The sequence below is a fragment of the Kitasatospora sp. NPDC023120 genome, from assembly GCF_055560835.1.
Map to the genome: position 1 here is coordinate 1 of NZ_JBVHHY010000111.1, position 1,619 is coordinate 1,619.

1 protein-coding gene is annotated in these 1,619 nt (G+C 70.4%); it reads left to right on the forward strand.

What is annotated here, in order from left to right; translation table 11 throughout:
• Positions 1 to 141: 141 nt before the first annotated feature.
• Positions 142 to 1,611, forward strand: a complete 1,470-nt coding sequence (locus ACZ3TI_RS40950) for an NF041680 family putative transposase (RefSeq protein WP_465735684.1) — start codon at positions 142 to 144, stop codon at positions 1,609 to 1,611.
• Positions 1,612 to 1,619: the final 8 nt, after the last annotated feature.

Sequence of the window (1,619 nt, forward strand, 5' to 3'; positions counted from 1 at the left end):
TAGCTTGATCTTTAAGCAGTAGCCTCGAACGGGCTGCCGAACTTGATCACTCGTATCGGTAACTCCCGTACACGGAAGCGGCCTTCGCCTGATCATGTGCTCCGACCAAGGAATGCACGTGACCATGACGAAGGCCGTGGGATGAGTCTGCTGCACGAGGGCGTCCGTGAGGATGCGTTCGCTGAACTGTCACGCTTCCGGGGGGAGTTCTACTCCTGTTTCACCCGGCGCGGGGATGCGCTGTTCGAGCTGACCGACGCGGTGCTGTGCGCCGACGGGCCGGTCAGGTCGCTGGTGGAGCTCTCCCTGGTGGGCGAACACCGTCGAGGTCATGGCGGGCTCTACGACGCTCTGGCCCACGGCGACCTCGATGCCGACCTGGTGAGGCGGGCGCTGGCATCGGTGCCCCTGCCCCGGGCGACCGACGGCCGGATCGTGCTGGCCGTGGACATCACCTGCTGGCTGCGGCCAGACGCCCACACCTCACCGGAGCGGATTCTGTGCCACACCTACGGGCGGGGAAAGGACCAGCACATCCCGATCCCGGGCTGGCCCTACTCGGTCATCACCGCTCTGGAGCCGGGCCGCAGCTCGTGGACCGCGCCGTTGGACGCGCTGAGACTGGCACCGGGCGACGACGCCGCCACCGCCACCGCACGGCAACTGCGCGAGCTCGTCGACCGCCTGATCACCGTCGGCCAGTGGCGCAACGGCGACCCGGACCTCCTCGTTGTCGCGGACGCCGGCTACGACGCCCCGCGCCTGGCCTTCCTGCTGGCAGACCTGCCCGTCCAGGTGCTGGCCAGGATGCGCTCGGACCGCGTCCTGCGCAGGGCGTGTCCGCCCCGGCTTCCCGCCACCAGGGGCCGGCCGCCCCGCCATGGCGGCGAGTTCGTCTTCGGCGACCCGGCCACCTGGGGCGCCCCGGACACCGAGACCGTCACCGACACCCGCCTCTACGGCACCGCGAGGGCCCGCTCCTGGGACCGGCTGCACCCGCGGCTGACCCACCGCTCCTCCTGGACGGCTCAGGCCGGTCCCCTGCCGGTCATCGAAGGCACGGTGATCCGCCTGGAGGTCGGCCACTTGCCCAGCGGCGCCATTCCCAAGCCGGTCTGGCTGTGGTGGTCCGGCACTGATGCCGCCCCCGCCGACACCGACCGGCTCTGGCAGGCCTTCCTCCGCCGATTCGACATCGAACACACCTTCCGCCTCTTCAAGCAGACCCTCGGATGGACCTGTCCGAAGATCCGCACTCCCGAGGCAGCCGACCGCTGGACCTGGCTGATCCTGGCGGCCTTCACCCAGCTCCGGCTCGCCCGCCCGCTCGCGGCCGACCTCCGCCGCCCCTGGGAGCAGCCCGCGCCACCCGAACGTCTGACTCCCGCCCGCGTCCGGCGAGGATTTCGGCACCTCCGCCCGAAGGCGGCCTGCCCGGCCGGAGCACCGAAACCCAGCCGCCCCGGCCCCGGCCGACCTCCTGGCCGCAAGAACACCCACCCGGCCCCACGCCACGACGTCCACACGGTCCGCAAAACAGACACCACGAAGCCGCCGCCGGAGAAGAAGACAAAGAAGTCCAGCACCCCTCGACCTCGCCGCACAGGTTAAAGATCAAG